The sequence below is a fragment of the Paenibacillus shunpengii genome (assembly GCF_042684905.1).
Taxonomy (GTDB): Bacteria; Bacillota; Bacilli; order Paenibacillales; family Paenibacillaceae; genus Paenibacillus; species Paenibacillus shunpengii.
On the sequence record NZ_JBHUMJ010000002.1, the window covers coordinates 666874 to 684717 of the forward strand.

A 17844-nucleotide genomic window follows, 5' to 3' on the forward strand; every position below is an offset into this window, starting at 1 on the left:
TTTTTCCCTTGCCACCACATGTACAATGCTTGTATTCCTGAAAATCCTTATATGCCAAATAAGCAGAAGTCAGTTCCATTACGCTGGAATAGCGTTTGTTCACAATCTCCTTCAGTTCGTTGTTGATTGTCTGCCCGATCGCAACTGTTTAAAACCATATTGACAATAACCTAGTTATCCCATAGGATATAGTTAACTGACTGACTGATCAATCGGGAGGGTATTGAAATGTCCAAAGTAAATGATAAGGAACCTGGAGAAGAACGCCGGGATCAGATTATACGTATTGCGATGCAGCGATTTGCGACTCATGGGTATCACCAGACCAAGATATCGGATATTGTTCGTGAAGCTGGTGTAGCTCAAGGGACGTTTTATTGGCATTTTAAGAGTAAGGAAGCCATCGCTGAAGAGATTGTGTTAACAGGCAGAGAGAAACTGCTTGAAGCGATCGGTCAGGGTTATCGAAAGGATGCAGGATCGGTTGAGGATATGGTCAAGGCGTCAGAGCGATTGTTCATCCGCTTGTTCTCTTTTGCCGCAGATAACCGTTACTTTATGGAGCTGCTGCTGAAAGGTGTCGTGACCGAAGAATCGGTACGTCGTCTGGTCGAGGACACACGCGGTGCTGTGGAGTCGGCTTTCCGGCATAACATGGAACGTGCCATAGAGCTGGGCATGCTGCCACCTTCAATGGATGTGCCTGTACGGGCTGCTCTACTGGTGAGCATGATCGAAGGCATGATCTCCCGCTGGCTGTTTGGCTCTGTGGAGCTGCATGAAGGCATATCGGCCAAGACAGCTGAATCGCTCGCTGCGGAAGCATCCAGCTTTGAATTTTACGGTTTGCTGGGGACGTAATGATGTGCTGTATATAGGGCTTTTTTACATGATTGGACATAAGCAGGGAATAATGGATACAACTAATAAGTACATGAATGAGAGGAAGTTAACATGATGAATAATGGAACACCAAGTAACGGCAAAAAGATGCGCAAAAGTTGGATGCTGACGGCAATTCTGCTTATGGTTGTACTGGTTGTAAGTGCATGCGGAAGCAAAACAACCGACAATGGCAGCAGTAATGGAGCACAAGCAAGTAATGAACTGGAACAGATCAAGTCAGCGGGCACCATGAAAGTGGGTATGATGGGTACATACCGTCCATACAACTTCCTGAATGACAACAAGGAGATGGATGGTTTTGATGCAGATATCGCACGTGAGGTTGCCAAGCGCCTTGGGGTTGAAGTTGAGTTTGTCTCCCAGGAATTCTCTGGCCTGACACCAAGCCTGCAATCGAAAAAGATTGATGCCATTATCAGCCAGATGACGATCACCGATGAACGGAAACAGGCGCTCGATTTCAGTGAAGGGTATATTACAAACCAAGTCAAAATCATTGTGAAAAACGATAATAACGATATTACTAAACTCGAAGATTTCAAAGGGAAAACGATTGGCGTAGGTCTGGGCACAAATGATGAAACTTATCTGCGTAACGAAGTGCTGCCGAAAGTGGGAGACTTCACCATTAAGACGTATGACGATGTCATCACATCGCTTAAGGATCTGGATGCAGGACGCATTGATGCAACAATCAACAACCTCTACGCGCTTAAACCCATTATTGATTCCAACGGATTCAAGATTAAGGCTGTAGGTGAACCGATTAAGAGTGACCAAGCCGGTATTGCTGTTCGGAAAAATAATCCGGAACTTGTTGCAGCGCTGAACGAAGCCCTTCAAGGCATGAAAGATGATGGTACGTACAATACTATTTTCAAAAAATGGTTTGGTGAAGAGCCCGCGCAATAATGACCGGCAAGGCGAAGGGAAGTTTGATCCATGGAACTGGTATTTGAGAATATCCCCTTCTTTTTGAAGGGGGCATATTACACGCTTTATGTGACCATAATTTCAATGTTTTTTGCATTTTTGATCGGTGTAATTGTAGCTGTTGTCCGGCTGAAAGGCCCACTATGGCTTCGGATGATCGCACGATTCTACGTATCCATCATGCGGGGAACCCCGCTGTTGGTGCAATTATTTGTTATCTATTACGGATTGGTCGATTATGGTGTAACCCTGGGATCGCTCACAGCCGCCTGTCTAGGACTGAGTTTGAATGCAGGCGCATTCCTGTCTGAGACATTCCGGGGTGCCATTCAGGCAGTACCGAAAGGGCAGACAGAGGCGGCTTATGCTACAGGGATGACCCCTTTTCAAACCATGAAGCGGATCGTGTTTCCTCAGGCTGTCCGGATTGCCATTCCACCGATGGGGAATACCTTTATTGGTATGCTGAAGGAAACATCACTTGTAGCAACGATCGGTGTAACGGAGCTTCTGCGCTCAGCACAGCTTCTGGTATCGCAATATGCTTTGAATATGCCGTTTTATCTTGCAATTGGTGTGATGTACTGGATTATGAGTATCGGCTTCTCGGCCATTCTGGAACAAGTGGAGCGCCGGTTGGCCCGGGCTTACTGATGGAGGGAGAGAACCGATGATTACAACAACTGGACTGAAGAAACATTTTGGAAAACATGAAGTACTTACGAATATTGATCTGCACGTGAATGAAAAAGATATCGTAGTGCTGTTAGGACCGAGTGGTTCGGGCAAAAGTACGCTGCTTCGCTGTTTGAATGGACTTGAAAAACTGTCTGGCGGAAAGATCGAAGTGAACGGCATTATCGTAGACAGCAATGATCCGCTGCGAGTTCAGCGCTCACGGGTGCTTGAAATCCGCCGTCAGACTGGCATGGTGTTTCAGCAATTCAACCTTTATCCGCACAAAACGGTACTGGGAAATGTGATGGAAGGCCTCGTGACAGTGAAGAAAATCAAGCGCGACGAAGCGGCCGAACGCGGCCGCATTCTGCTGGATCGTGTAGGACTATCGGACAAGCAGGATGCCTATCCATCCCGTTTGTCAGGTGGACAACAGCAGCGTGTTGCGATTGCTCGTGCACTTGCCATGGAACCGGAAGTGATGCTGTTCGATGAGCCGACTTCAGCTCTGGACCCCGAACTTGTAGGCGAGGTTCTTTCGGTCATGAAGGAGTTGGCACAGGAAGGTATGACGATGCTGGTGGTCACGCATGAACTGAGGTTTGCCCGGAATGTGGCCAATAAGATCGTATTTATGGCAGACGGTTCGATCGTGGAAGAAGCCAGTCCACAGGCGTTTTTTGAATATCCGGAACAGGAACGAACACGAAGATTTTTGCAGCAAATTACTGAATTCTAAGTCTTCACGGATATGTACAGATTGTAAACCATTCTAAGAAAGAAGGATAACAACATGAATGTAACAACCGTATGGAAAGGCAAACGCGCTTTTACTTCCGAAGGACCCTCTGGCTATGCCGTAGGCATGGATGCCACAGCTGCTTATGGCGGTGACAGTAAGGGTGCTACACCGATGGAACTGTTGCTTGCTGGTCTTGGAGGATGCATGGGGATTGATATTACGATGATTCTGGATGCCTTCCTGGACAAAATCACCGGAATTGAGATTGAAGCTCAGGGTACACGCAGTGAAGGGATGCCCAAAGGTTTTACGTCCATTGACCTCATCTTCAAAGTCGACGGAGATATCCCGGATTATCGTATCTGGAAAGCCATCCAGATGGCTGAAGAAAAATACTGCGCTGTATCGGCTTCATTGAGCGCGGATATTCATCCTAAGCTGATTCTGAATGGGGTAGAGACACCCCGTCCTTAATTGATCAATAGCTTCAGCAAAAGGGTCGTGCGTTATCACGCCGTCAAGTAAAAAACGTAAATTCGCGTTCAAGATGTTATAGCTTTTCACCTTATGGGCGGCATGATGTAATATAGCCACCCAGTTGCTCAAGTGTTTGAGCAACATAGCAACATCAAAATTTAACATTTGTTTAACGGAGGCTCCTCATAAGTTCACTGAACTTGTCGGGAGCCTCTTTTTTTTGTGGCGGATTTGACGAAAGAGGAATGGCCGAAGGAGGAATAGAGTAAGGAGATGAAGAATGTCTTATTGCAGCGTCAGCATGCTACGAGTAATAGACGACCCTGAAAGTTAGTCTGTTATCCACCTGGTTAGGAAGCAGGAGGAGAAACAAGATCAAGGTGCTGGCTGAAATGGGACCGAATCGAGGCAAAGTAAATATATATATTGACGGACAACTTGTTACGGACTCGCCAATCGATTTATACAGCAGCAAATATAAATACAGATCCACCATTTTTGAATCGGACATTCTGGCATTAGGCGAGCATACGATCAGAGTGGTAAACGCGGGTGAGAAAAATGCACAATCCTCTGGAACCTACGTTTCAATCGATGCGTTCCTGGTCGTCGGTGCTTCAGACGATGAATTTAAGATAGAATAATTTATAAATCGCATCTAAAGCAAAACAAAGGCCGTTCGAATGGATAACGAACGGCCCTTTATTTTTATTTATCACGATTAGTTGCTTTATATTTCATGCCTTGGCTGTCATAAGTGATCCATTCTCCAACAGGCTCACCCTTGTCGAAATAGCCAGAGCGCTTGATTGTGCCATCGATACGATACCACTCCCAGTACCCCTCCGGCTTGTTCTCTACGATCTGCCCTTTTGACCACATTGTTTTTCCATTGGCATGATACTTGATTGTATATCCATCAATTTCTTCCTGTTTTTTTCCCTTAACACCAGTCGGGTGTATTGGATTGCATTTATCATTCTCCATGCTCTTTCCCCCTTGTGGTTATCCTGCGTTATAATACCTTCTATATTACCACAAAATTTCGTGATCTCAGGAAGAAGCCGTTGTATTCGCATTAAAATCAGCTGTGGACTAGTACCTCTCCATTTTCGTAAATGAATAAATTACAAAACTTTTTACATAATAAACAAAGCTGAATTGCTAGCTGCATATTAACATCAATATAAGTGTAAAAGGGTTTGAAAGCGAAGGGGTGCGGTATGGTCAAAGTGCGATTAGGGCTGGATAAACTTTCGCCTGCCCAAATTATTGTAGGGTATTATTTGTTAGCCATCCTTATATCTTGTCTATTGTTTAGCCTGCCTGCAGCCTATCGACCCGGCGTAGAAGTGTCTTTTTTTGATACAGTATTCATGGCTGTCAGTGTAGCAACAGACACAGGTATGACTCTGTTTAATATATCGGAGACTTATAGTGTATTCGGATATTTCATTATAATGATCGTATTGCATTTCTCAGGCCTTGGTATTATGGTGATGAACACAGCTCTTTGGCTATTTTTGGGACAGAAAATTGGATTTCGGCAACGGCAGCTTATCATGGTAGATAATAATCAATTCGCACATTCGGGACTCGTTCGATTAGTTAAAGAAATCTTGAAGTTGATCCTATTTATTGAACTCCTCGGGGCACTCATTTATGGAGTTTATTTTATCAATTATTTCCCTACATGGGGGGAAGCATTTCTCCAAGGCTTATTTGCATCCGTTACTGCGACGACAAACGCCGGAATAGATATAACCGGTGAATCTTATATTCCCTTCGCAAATGATTATTTTGTACAACTTCTGACCATTATACAAATTATTATTGGATCCATTGGATTCCCTGTATTAATTGAGGTGAAGGATTATTTATCGAGGAAAAAGTTGAAATATGAGTATTCTTTCCGGTTTTCATTATTCACAAAGTTAACGACGCTTACATATGGCATTCTTATAGTTATTGGGACAGGCCTTATCTTACTACTGGAATTTCAGCATTATTTTAAGGATATGTCATGGCATAAATCTTTTTTTTATGCTTTATTTCAGACGGTATCAACAAGAAGCACTGGATTCTCTACAATGGATATTACACAATTTTCAGTACCTACCCTTATAGTTATAGGTATCTTGATGTTTATAGGGGGTTCTCCCAATTCAATGGGTGGTGGGATTAGGACGACGACATTAGCTTTAAATTTGTTATTTATTTATACTTTTATGAAAGGAAGGCGTTATGTTAAAATTTTTAATCGGGAAATATATCAGGAAGATATTATAAAATCGCTAGCCATTACGCTATTAGCAGTTTTCATATGTGTAGCCTCGATTATTATGATGATGATTTCCGATCCGCAGCAGCAGCTTACGGCTATTTGTTTCGAAGTTTGCTCTGCCTTAGGTACAGTAGGCTTTTCTTTGGGGATTACGCCAGAACTCAGTCATTTTGCCAAAGCCATTCTTATGTTTCTAATGTTTATTGGAAGAATTGGTTTTCCTTCGATCTTTCTGTTCATCAGGGGAAGAAACAATAAGCAAGAAAAATATCGCTATCCGAAAGAGAAACTTATTATAGGTTAGTATCAATTGACTAGCATCATGTTCCCACTATACCTTAGCAATGAAAAGAAAGCCCAATTCCTCTATGAAGTGCACCCCTTAGAATGGACATAGGAAAAACCCCTGGGTTTAACCGATGAAATTTCTAGGGGGTGCATTTTTGCATGGCGATTAAAGGTCAGAAGTTTAAGACATATTCTGAGGAACTCAAATTAGAGGCTATTCGTTTGCACGTAGAAGAAAAATGGACTTATCAACAAATCAAACAATCATTTGGGAATTCAAGATGAGGGACGGATGAAGCGATGGATGCGTAAGTACCGCGATTTTACAACAAAAGACGGCCACAGCGTAAATTAAACAAACTGACGCCGATAGAATTTCGACGTCAGTTTGGATAGGTGTCTTTTTGTTGTAATAAGAGAAGGGCAGAAAATTTCTTTGTACAATAGAAGGAGACCCATCCGGCTGGACAATGTCCAGTCGCATGGGTCTGTTTCCGGTTTACGCTTTTATTTCGCCAGGTATTCGATCAGCCTTACAAAGATAATGGCTACTTCGGCTCGGGTAGCGGTACCTTTAGGGTCAAAGATGTTGTTACCTTTGCCTGTTACAATGTCGATGCCTTGCAGCGCCTTAACGGCCTCCAATGCCCATGTACTGACAACGCTTTCATCTGTGAAGGACTGGGCTTGGTTTTGAGGAATCTCATAACCCTTGTAGTTCATGTAGTTATACAGTATCACTAGCATTTGTTCGCGTGTCATCGATGCATTAGGGTCAAACCGATCTGCGCTTACACCGTGGACTATTCCGTTTTTAGCAGCCCATTTGACTGCCGCCGTGTACCACTGTCCGTCCGTCACGTCGCTAAAGCGGGAACTCGTGTAGTCGGAGCTGCTTACGTTCTCAAGATTGGCCAGTACCTGTACGAACATCGATCGTGTCATTGAGGTGCCCGGTGAGAACGTTGTGGACGTCGTGCCATTGAAAAGACCGAATGTGTAGGCGGCGTTTACGTAGCTGTAGAACCAGTTGTTGTCGTTGACATCATGGAAAGGATTGCCCGATATCACAATGAAGCCAAGAGGGGTGTTGTCATCAAACACAAGCTCTGTACCCTCATGAATGGTCATCGATATACCGTTGTCGCCGGGTAGTGTAACTTCGGCGCGCTTGTCTGCCGGAATGGTCACCTTACCTTTCGAGTCTATAGTTGTGCCTTCAGGCACCTCAAGCTTCGTCCCACCCTTGGTCGTAATCAAGCCACCACCAGGCAGGGTAGTATTGCCGTCTGTGTCAGTGACCGCGGGCTTATCCTGCGGGGTGTTCACGGTGTAGGTCGGCTTCGACGATCCAGTATCTGTCTCGTTGCCCGTATTGACAGGGTTGCCGCCAGAAGGACCAGGTACACCAGAAGGACCAGGTACACCAGAAGGATCCGGTACAGTAGAATTCTCCTTCATCGGTGTCGCCGTCGCAGTTATTTCCGCACTGTCGCCCTTTGCGTTGAACGCGACGACCTTGAAGGTGTAATTTTGCCCGTTCGTCAGGCCACTGAAGGTATGACCGGTCTTCTCAGCACCCAGTGTGACTGGCGTTTCGTTGCCATACCAGACCTTGTAGCCTAATATCGCACTGCCACCGTCGTCAGCCGGAGTAGTCCAGCTCAATGTGACCCGTCTATCGCCCGCCGCCGCTTTAAAGCCGTCCGGAGCACTAGGCACGTCTAGTTTGCTCTGTGCAAACATCCAATCAAAGACGTCTGAGTAGTCATTGTTCCAAGCCGGCAAGTTAGGGGACTGTGCTATCGGAGCTATGCTCCAAGCCTCCTGAGTAAACGGATGGTCCATAGTAATTTCGTTGTAAAGAACCGCCGCTTCTACTTCGTGTGCTATATAGTCAAGCAGGGGAGGTGTGTTGTTCGGATTAGGTCTTAGACCTGGCTGATCGTATTGATTGTATGGCCACGTAAGAGCCTCATTGCTCGAAAAACGAGAAGCCCTTGCGTTGGTTAAACTCGACAGATCATTGTTAATGAAGTTATCAAGCTGCGATGCATTTACTCGAGTGTCATACGTGTTTACAAATATCCAATAGGCCTGGTCTTTATGAGCTTCGTTAGCGCTTGCTGACGGCCCGCCACTCGCAATTCCCAAAGGCGCAGCTGCCGCAAAGAAACCAGGGTATGTGTTAATTAAGGTGTTCGTATACATTCCACCCAATGAAAAGCCAGACACATAAATACGGTTAGGATCTACAAATCCGCTAGCAACCATGTCGTCGATAATCTTCTTAACATCGCCTATTTGTGGAGAAGAACCGCCGCTATAGGAAATATTCAGAATATGGCTGGCATATTTGTCAGGATCCTTTTCCATTTGCTTCATTAGAGCAACGGATCCGTTAGCGGATTTCATAGACGCTTTTTGGTCGATATGCGCCTGTGTGCCGCCGCGCGAAAAGCCGTGGGTATAGACATATAGCGGCATTTTTTGCAACACTTCACCTTCTTCATCCTCGTGAAGATAGAGCGCGTAATTTACGGAATCACTCGTATGTGTTGTGAACTTGTCGAGGATGGTATTCACAACATTCCCCTGTTTATAGACGGCGTTGCTAAGCGGAGCGCCTTCAGTCAGTTCAATCTCGCCTTTTTGAACAATGTTGTAATTTTGCTTGGTTGAGTTACTGTCGTACAGCGTTGTATTACCGCCGACTTCTGTATAAAACTCCAGCTCAACTACAATGTAACGGCCACTTGCCAGTCCGTCCTGATAATCCGGTGAATGGCTTACCTTCCCAAGATAGCCGCGCACTTTCGGTTCGTCATTGGTGTATACTCTTGAGATATTGCGCGTTCCTTCATAGACCACGAAGTCACCGTCCAGGGTCGTGTTTCTAGCTGACACAGTAAACAAGTCCGGATGAAGCCCGGAACCTAACGCTTCTTTCCCTTCGCCGAGGTCAATGATGACCGCCGTTGTGTACTCGCCGCTGGCAAAGTTATCGTTCCATACAATAAAGGGAATCTGATCAGCGGTCGGATCATCTTTAAATGTCACGTGAATTTGATGATCCGCGCTAATATTTGTTAAAGAGAACGTATTATCATTGGATATAGTCACGGTCTCGTCATTTACGGTTACGGTATCTACAATTTTGCCAGTAACCGGAGTAATCGTAAATGTTTTGTCTGAGCCAGGAACGACTCTCAGCACATTGCCGGGTGCGTTCGGTGTGATTTGGCCGCCTGTATCCGCCGAGATGGCGATTGAGAATCGAGTGTCCGCTTCCTCGGCTTCAATGAGTTCCAAGCTGTCTGCAAATGCAGCATGGCCACTAAAACCCGTGTCCGGGTCTCCGAAAGCGGATACAACTTCGTAGCGATCCCCGCCATTTTCCGTCGAATTATTGATATAGATCTCGAAGGTAAACTTGCCTGGCTCCAAGGTCAGGTTTCTTTTTGGAATTCTCATTTCCACGATGTATCCCGTGTCCGTGATTTGGGTCCAAGCAGTTCTGTCCGTATGAGACTGACCTGATAACACGCCCGTCGCACTGACGCGCCATTGGTTTGAACCGCTAGATCCGGAGCCAACATAAAACTCTAAGCTGTCGTACTGATGATTTCCGCCGGATCCCTGATATAGATTGCGATCCTCTACAACTACGCGAGCATATACGTAGTCATTGTCCCAAAGGATTCTGGCTGTACCGGTAGCATGCGGTCTGGGGTCGTCAGGCACAGTGCTTTTGTTGATCGGATATTCCAATGTCTTGGACCACAGCGGGTCGTTGGATCCGAGCTCAGGAGTTCCGAACATGGCGGATGGAGCACTAGGCACGCCTAGTTTGCTCTGTGAGAACATCCAATCAAAGACATCTGAGTAGTCATTGTTCCAAGGCGGCAAGTTAGGGGACTGGGCTATCGGAGCTATGCTCCAAGCCTCCTGAGTAAACGGATGGTCCATAGTAATTTCGTTGTAAAGAACCGCCGCTTCTACTTCGTGTGCTATATAGTCAGGAAGGGGAGGTGTGTTGCCCGGATTGGGTCTCAGACCCCGCTGATCATATTGATTGTATGGCCACGTAAGAGCCTCATTGCTCTCAAAGTTCGAAGCTCTCGCATTGGTCATTTTCGGCATATTCGTATTTATGAAGTTATTAAGGTTGGTTTGGTATGTTCCTACGTTGTGAACATTTAAGAACATCCAATAAGCCAGGTCGCTGTGAATGTCGTTGTCGTTCGCGTTCGGTGAGCCGCTTACCGGGGCCATAGGTGCTGCCGCTGCAAAGAAGCCAGGGTAGTCGTTAATTAATCTGTTCGTATATTGACCGCCCCATGAGAAGCCTGCAGCGTAAATACGGTTAGGGTCTACTGCCCCGCTGGAAATCAGGTCATCGATCACCTTCTTCACATTGGCTGTGGATGGAGTAGAAATGCCATTATAGGAGATATTCAGTATATGGCTGGCATATTTAGTAGGGTTATCTTCCATTTTCTTCATTAAAGCGACAGAACCGTTAGCGGATTTCATAGACGCTTTTTGGTCTGTCTCAGCACTTGTGCCACCGCGACTCATGCCGTGGGTATAGACATATAGTGGTAACTTCTGCAACACTTCACCGTTTTCATCGGTGTGAAGGTAGAGTGCACGATTGACTGAATCGCCCGTAGGTGTTGTAAACTTGTCAAGAATTGTATTCACAACAGTTTCCTGTTTAAAGACAGCGGAGTTAAGCGGAGCGCCTTCAGCCAGCTCGATCTCGCCATTTTGCACAATATTGTAATTTTGCTTGGTTGAGTTACTGTTGTACAGCGTAGTACTACCGCCGACTTCTGTATAAAACTCCAGCTCAACTACGATGTAACGGCCACTTGCCAGTCCGTCCTCATAATCCGGTGAATGGCTTACCTTTCCAAGATAGCCGCGAACCTTTGGTTCGTCATTGGCGTATACTCTTGAGATTTTGCGCGTTCCTTGATAGACTACGGAGTCGCCGGCCAGGGTGGTATTTCTAGCTGACACGGTAAACAAGTCCGGATTAAGTTTGGAACCTAACGCTTCTTTCCCTTCGCCGAGGTCAATGATGACCGCCGTTGTATATTCGCCGCTGGCAAAGTTGTCATTCCATACGATAAAAGGAATCTGATCAGCAGTCGGATCATCTTTAAATGTCACGTGAATGATATGATCAGCGCTAATATTTGTTAAAGAAAAAGTATGATCATCGGATATAGTTACAGGTTCGCCATCTACCGTAACGGTATCTACAATTTTGCCGTGAACAGGAAGAACCGTAAATGTTTTGTCTGAGCCAGGCATGACTCTCAGCACATTGCCGGGTGCGTTCGGCGTGACTTGGCCGCCTGTATCCGTCGAGACGGTGATTGAGAATCTAGTGTCCGCTTCCTCGGCTTCAATGAGCTCCAAGCTGTCCGCAAATGCAGCATGGCCCCCATAACCCGTGTCCGGATCTCCGAAAGCGGATACAACTTCGTAGCGATCCCCGCCATTTTCCGTCGAGTTATTGATATAAACCTCAAAGGTAAACTTGCCCGGCTCTAGGGTCAAGTTTCTTTTTGGGAGTCTCATTTCCACAATGTATCCAGTGTCCGTGAGTTGAGTCCACGCAGCTCTGCCGGGATCAGACTGCCCTGAAAACACGCCTGTCGAACTGACGCGCCATTGATTTGAACCACTGGATCCGGTGCCAACATAGAACTCTATGCTGTCGTATTGGTGATCTCCGCCGGGTCCCTGATATAGATTGCTATCCTCTACCATTACACGAGCATACACGTAATCATTGTCCCAAAGGATCCTGGCTGTGCCGGTAGCATGCGGTCTGGGGTCGTCAGGCACAGTGCTTTTGTTGATTGGATACTCCATTGTCTTGGACCACAGCGGGTCGTTGGATCCGAGCTCAGGTGTTCCGAACATGGCGGTCGGTGTTTCAGTCGCTTCTGCGTTCTCCGTGTTGTCCGTATCGGCGGCAAAGCTGACAGGCGTTAGCGGCGTCAACATTACCAAGCAACAGAGGAACGAGAGCATTTTGCTGAATCGTTTTGACATCAATGAATCCTCCTTATTTTCGATCCGGTACGCCCAGCCCAGGGCTTACCTGTCGTATTTGGATAAGCTGCCACAAATTTACAACTGATCCCCAATATACGATATAATTTAGGTATGTCTTTTTCAATACACGAATTAAAGATGTTTCCCCTTAAAACATGGAATCGCTTACTTTGGAAATTGAATTAAAAAAAGTATGACGTAAATCGAATGAGTGCTGATGTTAAAGAGGCTTGTTTATCTGGCTCTTCGCTGATGGATAACGACAATTAGAACAGTTTCATAGTTAAGTTAAATTGAAGAGACAGCAGCACAGAAGTTTAATAAAATGAATACAAAAAAAGAGCAGCCAGGGCAATGGCTACTCTTATTCTTTTGCGATGAAGACTCCTCCAAGTGTTGTTTAATTCAGACGAATTGACCCATTAGACCCTGCAGCCTGTGGTGAGTCACTTCTTGTTACGGTCGATGTATGTCAAGAACGGAACGTAATCCTTCTAATTAGCAGGCTCTAAATACCATAGTTGTCCGTCGCCACCCCAATAAGTCCATTGAACAACATCTCCACCATCAGCCGTACTCATATTATAGACATCTAAAGCTTTTGTACCGTTGCATACATGGTCATTTTATCGCTTGGCTCAATTCATTGAATATAAGGCAAATATGGTAGGAATTAGAGTAGAGTATGTGGACCCAGCGTATACATCACAGAAATGTCCTATTTGCGATTCAAAAAACAAAGTAAAGGATAGAAAATATGCTTGTTCATGTGGTTATAAAACCCATCGAGATAGAGTGGGTGCAATCAATATTATTCACGCACCTGTGATTGGCGGTAACAGCCAATCAGCCTAAGATGCTATACGCACTGTCTTAGGAGGGCTGATGGCACAGCCTCATCTTGAGGTCATACTCCGATACCGGAAACGGACTTCGGTTTCATCACTCAAGAATCCCATTGCTTTAGCTGTGGGAGTGTTAACAATAACCATTTCATATAAACCTTGAAAACGGTCATGAGATAATCTATGGTATTACAGCAACGTGAATATGAAGTAGTAACGTTAAATAAAGATTACTAAAATGGAGGTTGTGTATGTTTCTTATTACGAATCCTAAAATCGCTGGATTTACACCGGAGTGGTCCCATTTTAGAGGGTATTCCATCCTATTTGATAATCCATCGGACTGCTTATTACCGCTAGATGCGAATGAAGATTTGAAGTTATTAAGCTGTGATATCGAATCTGAACAATTAGGATTATACAAAAGTCTCAATCAAACACTTACACAATTATCAGAAGTGAAGAATACATATCTGTTTTGTCCTCTTCCTTCGCATTCATATCATGTGACTCTATGGGATGGAATTAATGATGGCAATGTACAGGAGGTATCACGAGCACATCGGTTTAATGCGGAGGATCTGCTCGATAATTTACCTCATTCCATTCAGGGAGGAGAGAAGGACTTCTGTAGTATTGATAACCGGCCATTACATATCCATATGGAGGAATCGATTGATTTTGAGTTCGATAAGCTGATTAAGTGGGGAAATTCGGTCCTGGTAGCAAGCCTGAAACCTGCAAATTCCCGTTCCGGGGCCGCAGTACATAAGATTGAGGAGGAAAGGAAGTGCCTCATTGAGAAATATAAGGAACGCTTTGGATTAGAAACATGTGGACCTTCCTACACACCTCACATTTCTCTAGGATATTTTGCAAATAAGGAGTTAGCTGAGATGTTTACCTCAAATATGGGTCATTGGAATGAACGATTTCTACAACGTACGGAGGGGCAGACCATAACTTTCGCAAGTAACAGTCTCTATGGGTTTAGAGATATGGCTACGTTTTATAAAAGATTTTAAAGAGAACACCCCGCTTCACTTTCATATAAATGAACCTATAACCACTTCTTATGATCGTATAAGGAGTGGTTTTTTGCTATTTAATAGAATAGAGAATCACCCATACCATGCCAAGGAAAGATATATTGTATCTTCGCAATCTTTATACTTTCTTTATACTTATCGGGTCCCTTTATTTATATCTGCATTCTATACTTAGCTCATCAACTTCAAAAGGGTGATTCTAAATGTCGGAAACGATTCTGAAGGCAACTCATATATCCAAAATGTACGGCAAGCATAAAGCGCTTGATAAAGTATCCCTTGAGATTAAACGAGGCATGATCTACGGCTTGATCGGAGAGAACGGCGCAGGCAAATCGACCTTTATGCGTGCGATGATGGGACTGATTACCGTCGATGAGGGCAGCATCCAGCTGTTTGGCGAGACCGGGACGAAGGGACTGCAGCAAGCAAGGAGAAGAATGGGGCAGTCGATTGAGCATCCGGCGTTGTATCCCGATTTGACAGCTCGTGAGAATTTGCGGGTGCAGGCAGCAAACGGCGGTGTAAGCGAACGGGAGATCGAGGATCTGCTTCGCCTGATGAATCTGAACAACACAGGCAGGAAGAAGGCCAAAAATTTCTCGCTAGGCATGCGGCAGCGTTTGGCTATTGCTACGGCACTGATGACTCACCCTGAATTTTTAATTCTGGATGAACCGACCAACGGTCTGGATCCTTCAGGTATTGTAGAAATGCGTGAGATTATTAAACGGATGGTGACTGAGCGGGGTATAACCGTATTGCTCTCAAGCCACTTGCTGGATGAGCTATCGCAGATTGCGACTCACTACGGTATTTTGCATGAAGGGAAGCTGATCAGGGAGTTCTCCCAAGAGGAGCTGGCTAACGAAACCCGGCAATATATTGAACTCGAAACGACAGAGGCAGAGGCAGCGATTGTAGTGCTGGATGCACTCGGAATCAGAGATTACGAAGTTATTAGCGGAACAGAGATTCACATCTATGACAAGGTAAGCGAGGTTGCGGCAATCAACCGGGCCTTAGTCTTTGCTGAGGTGAATGTACTGCGTATTGGCGCCAGCAGGCAGAAGCTGGAGGATTATTTCTTACAGTTAACAGGAGGTGGCGCGGATGTTTAATCTATTGTCAGCGGAACGAATCAAAATATATCGCAGCAGCAAGCTATGGATCGTTCTTGCCATTCTGTTCCTATTGCCGGTCTGCCAAGCGGCTCTCAGCAAAATGGATATTATAAGCAATGGAGAGGAGCTGGTTCAGGCCATTGATACGGTAGTTAACGGCGCGACAGGGGTTCTCATGATTGAGAAGAATGGACTTGCCGTTCTGCTCGTGATGAGCGCATTTATCAGCTTCTATATTGGAGAAGAGTTTCAGAACGGGACAATTCGCAATGTGTTGTCATTAGGCCGCAGCCGTAAGCATTTTTATCTGTCTAAGCTGCTCATATCCGCACTGCTTACGCTGATGGGTTCGATCCTGCTCGTTTTGATGGGGATGATCAGCTATTCACTTCTGTTCGGCTTCGGAGAGGTTGCCGGCGTTCAGAGCTACTTCAGCTACGCGCTTCAAACCTTCGGCACTTTATATTTGTTACTTATATCAAACGTTTCAATTTATGTGATGATTAGCTTTCTGACCAAGAACAGCGGTACTTCGCTCGTTTGGAGCTTTTTGTATACGATCGGAACCGGCTTTGGTGCAGGCATCTTCCAGCAGACCGAGCATTTCAAGCACGTTACCTTCTGGTTCTCTGAATCCTTCCTGTTCTATTCGGATTTTGCGAGCTCGGCTGATATTGCCAGATTTCCAGAGATGGCCGTGGTCAGTCTCATCACAATCGTGTTATCATCAGCTATAGGAATTTTTCTGTTTGGACGAACAGACATAAAGTAGGAGAAATAGAGATGGGAAATGTGTTAATCATTGAAGATGATGCGGCTATTCATTCTCTAATTAAGGAGACTCTGGAGCAGAGGGGCTTTTGCACGCTGAGTGCTTATTCAGGGACGGAGGGGAAGCTTCTGTTTGAGCAAAATGAGGTGGATCTCATTCTTCTGGATCTGATGCTTCCAGGGATCAATGGCGAGCAGTTTCTGCAAGAGATCCGAAGCAGTTCATCCGTTCCTGTCATTGTCATCTCAGCGAGAAACGATCAGCAATCCAAGCTGGAGCTGTTGACCAGCGGCGCAGATGATTATATCGTGAAGCCGTTTGACGTGAAGGAGCTGCTCGCGCGCATGGATATCCAGCTGCGACATGCCTCCACAACGAAGGCTGCCGCTCCTCATGATACAGAGATTCGTTATCACAATATTACGGTAAATACAGAAACGCGTGAAGTGAAGCTGAACGACCAGACGCTTCATCTAACCGGACGAGAGTACGCGATCCTTCTGCTATTGCTGGAGCATCCGCATAAAGTGTTCAGCCGTGCAAATATTTATGAGAGTGTCTGGAATGAACCTTTTATGGATAGTGAGAAAACGATCAATACACATATCAGTAATTTGCGAAATAAACTTCATTCGGATGACACAAGCTATATCAAAACCGTATGGGGTATCGGCTTCAAATTTGATTAACGGAAAGGGGCGCTGGCAAGGGATGTGGGGATGGGTATTTGTCTTCCTGGCTATGGCGCTCCTTCTGTATATCATCTTTCTCAGGAGGCAGCTTCGTAAGCTCAAGCATGCGATGAAAGACATTCCGGACCGGGCAGGCTTCGGCAGCAGACTGTTTCTTGATTTTCGTGACAAGGCGCTGATCGAGCTGGTCGATGAATGGAATCAAATGATTGATGCTTACGAGCATAAAAATCGGCATGTCCGGCAAATGGAGGAGAACGTTAAGCTGTCCATTGCCGGGCTCTCTCATGATTTGCGAACACCGCTCACTTCGATTAAGGGCTATGTTCAGCTTCTAAGTGAGACACAAGATGAGTCCAAGCGGATTCATTATCTTGGCATTGTGGAAGGCTCTGTCAGCCGATTACTGGAGATGACCGATCACTTTTATGACTTGGCGCGCGTGGAGACCAATCAGAAGGAGATGGAGCTTACATCACTCCCCCTTTCCAGCCTGGTGGAAGAGATCTTCTTAACTTACTATGAGCAGCTGGAGAAGCAGAATATTGAGCTTACTTTTCCTGAGTCGCTTAGCCGTGTGGAGATTATTGCCGACGCCTACATGCTGATACGGGTTATACAAAATGTGGTTCAGAACATACTCCGTTATGCCAACAGCACGGCGGTCATAGGCTATGAGCTGGAAGATGGGTTCCTCCTCATGACCGTCAAGAATGATATCAAGCCGAACAGCAAGGTTGCTGTAGAAAAAGTGTTTATGCGCTTCTATACCGAGGTCACAAGCCGAACCAATACGGAAGCCAGCGGACTGGGGCTGTATCTCTCCAAAAAGCTGATAGAAAAAATGAACGGTAAGATGGATGCAGCGCTGGAGAATCAGTGGTTCATTCTTAGAATCTATCTGCCGGTCAATCAGATTCAAACCGAATACCCATTGAATTAATTCAGATCAAGCAAATGCATAAGTGTGGTGAGG

Annotated in this window: 16 protein-coding genes and 1 pseudogene; 14 read left to right on the forward strand and 3 right to left on the reverse strand. The window is 45.4% G+C overall.

Annotated features, from left to right (window positions below; genetic code table 11):
• The first annotated feature begins 228 nt into the window (after nt 1–228).
• The 6 genes from ACFSVM_RS02940 to ACFSVM_RS02965 all read left to right on the forward strand — a co-directional run bounded on the left by ACFSVM_RS02940 (nt 229) and on the right by ACFSVM_RS02965 (nt 4380).
• Nucleotides 229–861 (forward strand): TetR/AcrR family transcriptional regulator, encoded by a 633-nt coding sequence (locus ACFSVM_RS02940; protein ID WP_076312001.1) that lies wholly within the window; start codon nt 229–231, stop codon nt 859–861.
• A 129-nt stretch (nt 862–990) separates the two neighbouring features.
• Nucleotides 991–1818 carry a substrate-binding periplasmic protein gene (locus ACFSVM_RS02945; RefSeq protein WP_371264592.1) on the forward strand — a complete coding sequence of 276 codons (828 nt, stop codon included), beginning with the start codon at nt 991–993 and terminating at the stop codon, nt 1816–1818.
• Between the two features lie 30 nt (nt 1819–1848).
• Nucleotides 1849–2493 (forward strand): amino acid ABC transporter permease, encoded by a 645-nt coding sequence (locus ACFSVM_RS02950; RefSeq protein ID WP_076312000.1) that lies wholly within the window; start codon nt 1849–1851, stop codon nt 2491–2493.
• A gap of 16 nt (nt 2494–2509) precedes the next feature.
• On the forward strand, nt 2510–3256 hold the full coding sequence (locus ACFSVM_RS02955; protein WP_090726068.1) for an amino acid ABC transporter ATP-binding protein: 747 nt from the start codon (nt 2510–2512) through the stop codon (nt 3254–3256).
• A 54-nt stretch (nt 3257–3310) separates the two neighbouring features.
• Nucleotides 3311–3733 carry an OsmC family protein gene (locus tag ACFSVM_RS02960; protein WP_076311998.1) on the forward strand — a complete coding sequence of 141 codons (423 nt, stop codon included), beginning with the start codon at nt 3311–3313 and terminating at the stop codon, nt 3731–3733.
• 395 nt (nt 3734–4128) lie between these two features.
• Nucleotides 4129–4380, forward strand: a complete 252-nt coding sequence (locus ACFSVM_RS02965; protein WP_143042134.1) for a hypothetical protein — start codon at nt 4129–4131, stop codon at nt 4378–4380.
• Nucleotides 4381–4444: 64 nt separating this feature from the next.
• Here the strand turns inward: ACFSVM_RS02965 and ACFSVM_RS02970 are convergent, their stop codons facing one another.
• Nucleotides 4445–4723, reverse strand: a complete 279-nt coding sequence (locus ACFSVM_RS02970) for a toxin-antitoxin system YwqK family antitoxin (RefSeq protein ID WP_047912164.1) — start codon at nt 4721–4723, stop codon at nt 4445–4447.
• A 236-nt stretch (nt 4724–4959) separates the two neighbouring features.
• Between ACFSVM_RS02970 and ACFSVM_RS02975 the strand changes: the two genes are divergently transcribed.
• Both ACFSVM_RS02975 and ACFSVM_RS02980 read left to right on the forward strand, forming a co-directional pair.
• Nucleotides 4960–6324: a TrkH family potassium uptake protein gene (locus ACFSVM_RS02975; RefSeq protein ID WP_379260333.1), complete on the forward strand. Its 1365-nt coding sequence runs from the start codon at nt 4960–4962 to the stop codon at nt 6322–6324.
• 143 nt (nt 6325–6467) lie between these two features.
• Complete coding sequence (locus tag ACFSVM_RS02980; protein WP_256209849.1) at nt 6468–6593, forward strand: hypothetical protein; 126 nt, start codon at nt 6468–6470, stop codon at nt 6591–6593.
• Nucleotides 6594–6815: 222 nt separating this feature from the next.
• Here ACFSVM_RS02980 and ACFSVM_RS02985 read toward each other — a convergent pair whose 3' ends face one another.
• Nucleotides 6816–12383 carry a sugar-binding protein gene (locus tag ACFSVM_RS02985; protein ID WP_090726060.1) on the reverse strand — a complete coding sequence of 1856 codons (5568 nt, stop codon included), beginning with the start codon at nt 12381–12383 and terminating at the stop codon, nt 6816–6818.
• Nucleotides 12384–12880: 497 nt separating this feature from the next.
• A complete protein-coding gene (locus ACFSVM_RS02990) occupies nt 12881–12967 on the reverse strand; it encodes a hypothetical protein (RefSeq protein WP_379262856.1) in 87 nt (28 codons plus the stop codon).
• Nucleotides 12968–12995: 28 nt separating this feature from the next.
• On the opposite strand from ACFSVM_RS02990, the pseudogene ACFSVM_RS02995 reads away from it, so the two are divergent.
• The 6 genes and pseudogenes from ACFSVM_RS02995 to ACFSVM_RS03020 form a co-directional block, all read left to right on the forward strand.
• A pseudogene (locus ACFSVM_RS02995) lies at nt 12996–13241 on the forward strand (zinc ribbon domain-containing protein); the annotation flags it as partial.
• A gap of 241 nt (nt 13242–13482) precedes the next feature.
• Entirely contained in the window at nt 13483–14256 is a 774-nt protein-coding gene (locus tag ACFSVM_RS03000; protein WP_379260336.1) for a hypothetical protein, read from the forward strand.
• Nucleotides 14257–14483: 227 nt separating this feature from the next.
• Nucleotides 14484–15401: an ATP-binding cassette domain-containing protein gene (locus ACFSVM_RS03005; RefSeq protein WP_379260338.1), complete on the forward strand. Its 918-nt coding sequence runs from the start codon at nt 14484–14486 to the stop codon at nt 15399–15401.
• Complete coding sequence (locus ACFSVM_RS03010) at nt 15394–16176, forward strand: ABC transporter permease (RefSeq protein WP_379260340.1); 783 nt, start codon at nt 15394–15396, stop codon at nt 16174–16176. Before ACFSVM_RS03005 ends, ACFSVM_RS03010 begins: the two co-directional genes overlap by 8 nt.
• Before the next feature lie 11 nt (nt 16177–16187).
• A complete protein-coding gene (locus ACFSVM_RS03015) occupies nt 16188–16865 on the forward strand; it encodes a response regulator transcription factor (RefSeq protein ID WP_090726046.1) in 678 nt (225 codons plus the stop codon).
• Nucleotides 16858–17811 (forward strand): sensor histidine kinase, encoded by a 954-nt coding sequence (locus ACFSVM_RS03020; protein ID WP_379260342.1) that lies wholly within the window; start codon nt 16858–16860, stop codon nt 17809–17811. The genes ACFSVM_RS03015 and ACFSVM_RS03020 overlap by 8 nt, the downstream gene beginning before the upstream one ends.
• Nucleotides 17812–17844 lie beyond the last annotated feature (33 nt).

What these genes read in the sequence shown, in the direction of transcription:
- ACFSVM_RS02945 (WP_371264592.1), top strand. Translation starts at nt 991, where the DNA reads ATGCGCAAAAGTTGGATGCTGACGGCAATTCTGCTTATGGTTGTACTG.
- ACFSVM_RS03005 (WP_379260338.1), top strand. Translation starts at nt 14,484, where the DNA reads ATGTCGGAAACGATTCTGAAGGCAACTCATATATCCAAAATGTACGGC.
- ACFSVM_RS03010 (WP_379260340.1), top strand. Translation starts at nt 15,394, where the DNA reads ATGTTTAATCTATTGTCAGCGGAACGAATCAAAATATATCGCAGCAGC.
- ACFSVM_RS02960 (WP_076311998.1), top strand. Translation starts at nt 3,311, where the DNA reads ATGAATGTAACAACCGTATGGAAAGGCAAACGCGCTTTTACTTCCGAA.
- ACFSVM_RS02990 (WP_379262856.1), bottom strand. Translation starts at nt 12,967, where the DNA reads ATGAGTACGGCTGATGGTGGAGATGTTGTTCAATGGACTTATTGGGGT.
- ACFSVM_RS02985 (WP_090726060.1), bottom strand. Translation starts at nt 12,383, where the DNA reads ATGTCAAAACGATTCAGCAAAATGCTCTCGTTCCTCTGTTGCTTGGTA.
- ACFSVM_RS02940 (WP_076312001.1), top strand. Translation starts at nt 229, where the DNA reads ATGTCCAAAGTAAATGATAAGGAACCTGGAGAAGAACGCCGGGATCAG.
- ACFSVM_RS03000 (WP_379260336.1), top strand. Translation starts at nt 13,483, where the DNA reads ATGTTTCTTATTACGAATCCTAAAATCGCTGGATTTACACCGGAGTGG.
- ACFSVM_RS02970 (WP_047912164.1), bottom strand. Translation starts at nt 4,723, where the DNA reads ATGGAGAATGATAAATGCAATCCAATACACCCGACTGGTGTTAAGGGA.
- ACFSVM_RS02975 (WP_379260333.1), top strand. Translation starts at nt 4,960, where the DNA reads ATGGTCAAAGTGCGATTAGGGCTGGATAAACTTTCGCCTGCCCAAATT.
- ACFSVM_RS02955 (WP_090726068.1), top strand. Translation starts at nt 2,510, where the DNA reads ATGATTACAACAACTGGACTGAAGAAACATTTTGGAAAACATGAAGTA.
- ACFSVM_RS02980 (WP_256209849.1), top strand. Translation starts at nt 6,468, where the DNA reads ATGGCGATTAAAGGTCAGAAGTTTAAGACATATTCTGAGGAACTCAAA.
- ACFSVM_RS02965 (WP_143042134.1), top strand. Translation starts at nt 4,129, where the DNA reads ATGGGACCGAATCGAGGCAAAGTAAATATATATATTGACGGACAACTT.
- ACFSVM_RS03015 (WP_090726046.1), top strand. Translation starts at nt 16,188, where the DNA reads ATGGGAAATGTGTTAATCATTGAAGATGATGCGGCTATTCATTCTCTA.
- ACFSVM_RS02950 (WP_076312000.1), top strand. Translation starts at nt 1,849, where the DNA reads ATGGAACTGGTATTTGAGAATATCCCCTTCTTTTTGAAGGGGGCATAT.